Genomic DNA, 6,962 nt, shown 5'->3' on the forward strand with positions numbered 1-6,962 from the left:
TATCCCAGATTTTTGATTGTAGGCGGAGGCGAACAGCAGTTCTACAGCTCCACTTTCGTCATGCAGAATGCCTCTTTTGTAAGAGTTAGTAATATCCAGTTGGGATATACCTTTCCTAAAAATATAGTCCAGAAAATTTGGATGTCAAATCTTTATGTTTATGTAAACGTAAAAAATCCCTTTACTTTCGACCGTTTCAGAGAAGGTTGGGACCCGGAAATGGGTAGCGGATATCCTTCTGTACGATATTTTAATGCGGGTTTTAATGTTAATTTTTAATGGACAATGAAAATGAAAAAGTTAAATATATCGAATAAATATACAAGCGTTTTGCTTTGGATGGTTCTGTTTGTTTCAGGCTGGTTGTCTGGATGCGACATTTTGGATAAAGATCCGTTGGACAGCCTGTCAACCGGTACATTTTGGAAAACGGAGAACGATGCAATATTGGGATTGACCGGTGTTTACAAGGTTGCCGGAGGATTACAACAAGGTAATTATGACCTTTGGAGCCAACTTGGTTGTTTATATCTTTTTGAGGCCACTACTGATAATGGTTTCGAAAAAGACAACCAGGTTACCGATTTCAATAACGGATCGCTTGCTTCCACCTACGGCCCAGTCAAAAGTTTATGGGCGAATACGTACACACACATTTCAAGATGTAATAATTTTATTGACAATATTGATGCAGTGGCGATGAACCTCGACAAGTTAGCACAAATGAAAGCCGAAGTCAAAGTAATCAGAGCGTATGATTATTTTAATCTTTACTTTTATTGGAGCGATGTCCCTTTAACTACCCATGTTCTGACGGTGAATGAAGCAAACAATATTCCCCGTAACACAAAAAGTGAAGTGACGGATTTTGTAATCACGGAATTACAGGAGGCGATACCCAAATTACCCGTTACCCGGCCCGACAGTGAACATGGGCGTATTACCAAAGGAGGCGCTCTCGCTATTCTGGGGCGAGTATTAATGGCCGAAAAACGATGGGCGGAAGCCAAAGATGTTTATAAACAAATTATGGATTTGGGTATCTATATCATTGATCCGCGTTTTAAAGTTATTTTTGAAGAAAAGGGCGAATCGAGCAAGGAACACGTTCTTGTAAGTGTGCGTATGCAGGACGTTTACGGAACACCCATGCTCCGTGGCTGTCATGGATTTAGTTATGGAGGTTATCATTGGTTTAGTCCTTACAATGAACTGGTGGAAGAGTTTGAATGTATCGACGGTAAGCCCATCAGTGAATCACCTCTCTACGACCCGGAGAATCCTTATAATAACAGAGATCCGAGGCTCGATAAAACAATCGGGATCAACGGGCGGACTGTTTTTAAGGGAAAATTATACATCTCTCATCCCGATTCTTCTGCTGTAAAATATCAGGATCAGGTGACACGGCGCCCTTGGAGCGGTTATTTATTGCATAAATTCAGCGATGCTGATTACACCGGTACCATTACAGAATATGGCGGCGACTTTCCGATGATTCGTTATGCCGAAGTACTGCTGAGTTATCTCGAATCGTGTATTGAAAGTGGTACTCCCATTACGCAGGATATTCTGGATGCAACCATCAACAAAGTGCGGGGGCGTGCTGAAATTCAAATGCCGTCGGTAACAGAAACCGATCCTGTAAAATTAACCACGATTTTGCGGCGGGAACGCAGGGTGGAATTGGCCTGGGAAGGATTAAGACTTTATGACCTGTTTAGGTGGCGTATCGCACATAATAAACTGAAAGGTACATTTACGGGGATGAAAGTTTGCCCTGCGTCTCAAGCTGCAACCTATAAAACGGTGAAGGTAGATGCAAAAGGGTATTATTTCTGCGAAGAAACCACCTTCCGGGAAAATGTGGATTATTTATGGCCCATTCCGCAATCGGAAAGGGATGTTAATCCAAATCTTACCCAAAATCCGGGCTACTAAATTTTATCAGCCGTAGTCAACAGAAGAGATAATTAAGTAATCTCGGAAAGTTATCTCTTCTGTTTTTAAATACCTTCCCGGCGAAGGGTAACTGATTCCTAAATTTTTGATTGCAGTGAATTTTGGTATTGTTAGTTGCGGATTGAGATCCCGGGATGAGTTATAAACTTATTTCTGTAGAATAAACTACTGTTCCTTTCCCTGACGTTAAGGTGCCCATCCTTAAGATTCGGGTTGGAAATGTTCGCAAAAAAGATAGAAACCTACGTTGAAAAATGATAATGTATGAAAAAATTAATAGTTGTTTATTTATTGTTATTGACCTTTGGAAAGGCATTTTCCTCTGGCAAACCTGTTGAAAATACCATCACTACCCGAATGGAAGCCGATGTCTGCGTCTATGGGGCAAGCGGTCCCGGAATTGCGGCAGCAGTTGCTGTTGCCAGAGAAGGATATTCGGTGGTTATTGTTGAACCTTGTCATAAAATTGGAGGATTGCTTGGGTCGGGTTTCCGAATGCAGCAGGATGTTCCTTACGCTGATCACCTGGGCGGCCTTACCGGTGCATTTTATGCCACAGACATTGCCCAGCCGCAACCGAGGCATCAGCAGGGAGCCGGTAAATACAACATCGAGGCTTTGCAGTCCATGATTGATGAATATAAGAATCTGATTAAGGTGATTACCGACCATCGTCTGGCCTCCGTAAAAAAGTCGAATGGAAGTATCAAAGAGGCTGTATTTGAGTTTGCCCCACCCGGGAAAGATGGTGTCCCTGTTCCTTCCCGGTTATCGGAGAATCTGATCCACGTCTCCTCATTCGTTTTTATCGATGCCAGTTATGAAGGTGATTTGATAGCTTATGCCGGGGTGCCTTACCGGGTAGGGAAAGAGTCAAAACAAGAGTACGGTGAATCTCTGGCCGGTACGGTATTAAGCAAAAAATTCCCCGGGGTCGATCCCTACAAGGAAAAAGGAAATCCCAAAAGTGGTCTTCTTTCATGTATAACTCCCGACCCATTGGGAAAAGAAGGAGATGCAAGTCGCTTTTTTATGGCCTATAATTTCAAATTGGCCTGGGAAAAAAATCCGACCGCAGAATATCCCGGAATATTAATTACAGCCCCCGAAAATAAAGATCCGGATATTTATGAATTGCTGAAACGTTATGTCGATGCCGGTTATACCTTCACGTGGCCCAATGAAAATTTCAGCAGGGGTGAGCTGATGACGGGAACCTTACCGGGGATGCAAATTGATTATCCGGATGGTGACTGGCCATCCCGATCAAAAGTATGGCAGGGATTTATTGATCATGTACGAACACTGAATGATTCTTCAGGGAAAGAGGTGCGATTAGTTTCCGATTGCAACGAAGATACCGATGGGTGGCCTTTCCTTTATATTCGGGGAGGGAGAAGAATGGTTGGAGAATACGTGATGACCCAGCATGATCTTCAGTTGCAAACCGACCCTCCAACTCCCATCGGTCTTGGATACTATAAGGTTGATATTTATCCAAACCGGTTGGTGGTTTTGGACGACGGAACATTGGCACACGAAGGAAATCTTTGGGAGCACGTCTCCCCCGGACCGTACCAGATTCCTTACGGCACCCTTATCCCAAAGAAAAAGGATTGCAAAAACCTGTTGGTTCCTTTGTGTATGTCAGCAAGTCACATCGCTTATTCTTCCATCCGGATGGAAGCTACTTATATGGTGATGGGCGAGTCTGCAGGTATTGCAGCCGCTCTTGCAATCCGCAACAATAAAGCGGTTCAGGACATCAATCGCACCGAGCTGACATCCATGTTGAAAAAATACGGACAAAAGCTCGAATGGGACGGCAAAGGATATCGTATGTGGCGATATAACATCTTTAGCACACCAATGGAGGAAGTAACCCGGTGGGATACTCATCCTGAGGAATATCAAAAGAAACCTGTTGAAACGCTTTGGAAATAGAAATATGAAAAATATCACGCTGACAATATTGTTATTACTGACCTTTAGTTTTCTGTATGGTCAAAATGTTATTCACGAAACCGAAGTCCTGGTTTACGGTGCAACTCCTTCGGGAATTATGGCTGCTATAACAGTAAAAAAGGCAGGTCATTCTGTAATTCTGGTTGAACAAAGCAGATGGGTTGGCGGAATTCTGGGCGCCGGACTAAAACCGGTTCAGGACATGCCAAATTATGAGGCAGTGGGAGGAACCACCCGCAAACTGATGCTGCAATTGGGAGTAAGGACAGATGACGACTCACTGAATATCGAAAAAGTCAGACAGCTAATCAGGGATAAAATCAGTCCCCGGTATGTAAGAGAAGATTTTTTAAAGTTGCTTAATGATTACAACGTACCTGTGATTTATGATCACAGGATTAGTCGAACCGTAAAAATAGGGCGTGAAGTAAAAGAGGCTTTTTTTGATCTGGCCCCGTTTGATGAGAATGGATGTCCTGTGCCCGTAGCCGAAAAAAATGATAATCTCCAGATTAAGTCTAAAATTTTTATTGATGCAAGTTATGATGGGGAATTGATGGCACGGTCGGGCGTTTCCAATCAAATTGGTAGAGAATCAGTTTTGGATTTTAATGAAAAATTGGCTGGAGTAAGGCCTTTGGACAATATCACCCCAATTAGTCCCTTTATTGTGCCGGATGATCCTAATAGCGGGCTATTGCCTATGATCGAGAATGATCATGGGAAACAACAGGGGGCGGGTGATCATTATACCCAGGCTTATAATTTCAGGTTTTATGTTACTTCCGATCCGGAACAGCGGATACCCATAACTCCTCCGGAAAATTACAGTGCTTTGGATTTTGAACTGGTTGGTCGTTATGTGGACTACATCAAAAAGACTTCAAAAGATGACAAGGAACTGATGGAAAGATTAAGCTGGATCTTTCCCGGTTGGCTCAATGCAGGCGAATACAATTATCAGCGAAGTTCTCTTATAACCAATGCTCCTCTTGGCATAAATCATCTTTATGCTGACGGGGATTATGCGACAAAAGCCCGTGTTTGGAAATTTTATCAGGATTATCTCCGTGGCCTCCATTATTTTTTATCCACGGATAAAAGGGTTCCAAAAGAATTCAGAGAAAAAACAGAAAATCTGGGTCTCGACAAATTTCATCATCCGGAAACGAATGGGTGGCCACATCAGTTGTATGTTCGTGTCAGCCGTCGTTTAATGGGGCTTTATACGATCACTGAACATGATGTTTACAACAAAACCCATGTTGAAGACCCTATCGGTCTGGCACAGTATGGCATTGATACTTACCCGGCCAGAAGGATATGGTTTGAACGAAACGATTCGGCATTTGTGGCCATTGAAGGGAATATGTTTGTTGGAGGGGGGGAGGGGCCTACGAATATACCCTACCCAATTTCCTATCGCGCCATTGTTCCTCAAAGGTATGAGTGTACAAATTTGCTGGTGCCTGTGTTGTTTTCTTCTTCACATCTGGGTTATGCTTCCGCCAGAATGGAACCAACCTTTATGATTGTCGGAGAATCTGCCGGAATAGCGGCAATTCGTGCCCTGGAAGAAAACGTACCCGTTCAGGATATTGACATGAACCTATATTTGAATAAATTGAAAGAAATTGGTCAGCGTCTGTACTGGGAATAAATCTTTGATGAGGTTTGTTGAAAATTAAATTTGTACAAAAACGAAAATTGAAAATGAATTCAAGAAGAAATTTTATCAGAGGACTGGCTGTGGGATCTTTAGGCCTTCATTACAGTTTTATTCCGGGCTCTCTTTCTAAAAGAAACTCAAATTCAAATAAATTGCCCGTTATCAATGAAGTTGATATTTGTGTGTTGGGCGGAAGCTGCACAGGAGTTTTTGCCGCAGTCCGGGCTTCCCGTTTAGGCGCGCGCGTGGCTATTGTCGAAAAACAAAATGCCTTTGGAGGTGTAGCAACCAGCGGCCTCGTTAATATCTGGCATTCCTTGTTTAACACAGAGGCCAGCAACCAAATTATTGCAGGATTAACATCTGAGGTTATCGACCGTTTGGCAAAAAGAGGTGCTGCCATCTGTTCCAGTGAAGACAGGAAAGGTTACTTCACTCTCAATACACAGGAATTAAAAATTGAACTGGATGAGTTGGTTCTGGAATCAGGCATAACTCCTTATTTTCATACCCTTTTTTCCGAACCTTATATTGATTCTTCAGGGAAACTTGCCGGTGTTATTGTCGATAATAAATCGGGAAGGGCAATTATCAAAGCAAAATACTTTATTGACGCAACGGGCGATGGTGATCTTTGTGAACGAATGGGGTTAAAGACATACAATCATCGGTACGAGCAACCGCCTACCACCTGTGCCCACATTGAAGGTTTTGATTCCGGCCTCTTTAATTCATTGCTCAAAAAACACGGCAAGGAATTTAATATTCCCGATGGATTTGTCTGGGGAGCTGAAGTTCCTTCAACCAGCAGTTTTATGTTGGCCGGAACGCGCATTTTTGGCGTCGATTGTGCTGTCGCAGATGATTTAACAAGAGCCGAAATCGAAGGACGGCGCCAAATCAGGGCTATTATGGACATGATTCGCAAATACAGTCCCAATTCCAGGATTGGTTTAACAGCTTTGCCATCTTATGTCGGAATCAGGGAAACACGCCATATCGAATGTCTTTACCAGGTATCCGATAACGATGCCATGTATGGCAAAAACTTTGAAGACGCAATTGCCAACGGAAGTTATGTCCTCGACCTTCATCACCAGGACAAACCGGGTATAACATTTAAATATCTCGATGGCACTGAGCGTTACTCACGTCCTGGATTTCCTGATGAAAAAAGGAGATGGAGGGAGGAAACCGCAACAAATCCAACGTTCTATCAGGTTCCGTTACGTTCGCTCATCCCCAAAAACTCAGAAAACCTTATTGTCGCCGGAAGAATGCTCGACGCCGGGATGATCTCTTTTTCCGGGATAAGAGTTATGGTGAATATGAATCAAACTGGTGAAGCGGCAGGAGTAACTGCTTA

Annotated in this window: 5 protein-coding genes; all 5 read left to right on the forward strand. The window is 43.1% G+C overall.

All coding sequences use genetic code 11. The features are described 5' to 3' along the window. Window positions 1-279 (forward strand): TonB-dependent receptor (locus NC238_02115; protein ID MCM1564753.1); only part of this gene is annotated, 279 nt, incomplete at its 5' end. Between the two features lie 102 nt (window positions 280-381). Continuing rightward, on the forward strand, window positions 382-1,941 hold the full coding sequence (locus tag NC238_02120; protein MCM1564754.1) for a RagB/SusD family nutrient uptake outer membrane protein: 1,560 nt from the start codon (window positions 382-384) through the stop codon (window positions 1,939-1,941). Between the two features lie 285 nt (window positions 1,942-2,226). Beyond that, window positions 2,227-3,906 carry an FAD-dependent oxidoreductase gene (locus NC238_02125; protein ID MCM1564755.1) on the forward strand — a complete coding sequence of 560 codons (1,680 nt, stop codon included), beginning with the start codon at window positions 2,227-2,229 and terminating at the stop codon, window positions 3,904-3,906. A gap of 4 nt (window positions 3,907-3,910) precedes the next feature. Then, window positions 3,911-5,587: an FAD-dependent oxidoreductase gene (locus tag NC238_02130; protein MCM1564756.1), complete on the forward strand. Its 1,677-nt coding sequence runs from the start codon at window positions 3,911-3,913 to the stop codon at window positions 5,585-5,587. A gap of 53 nt (window positions 5,588-5,640) precedes the next feature. Beyond that, a partial coding sequence (locus tag NC238_02135) for an FAD-dependent oxidoreductase (protein MCM1564757.1) occupies window positions 5,641-6,962 on the forward strand: 1,322 nt, incomplete at its 3' end.

This window comes from Dehalobacter sp. (assembly GCA_023667845.1).
Taxonomy (GTDB): domain Bacteria; phylum Bacillota; class Desulfitobacteriia; order Desulfitobacteriales; family Syntrophobotulaceae; genus Dehalobacter.

Bases quoted from the DNA above. Each gene is read 5' to 3' on its own strand.
- NC238_02125 (MCM1564755.1), top strand. From the start codon at position 2,227: ATGAAAAAATTAATAGTTGTTTATTTATTGTTATTGACCTTTGGAAAG.
- NC238_02130 (MCM1564756.1), top strand. From the start codon at position 3,911: ATGAAAAATATCACGCTGACAATATTGTTATTACTGACCTTTAGTTTT.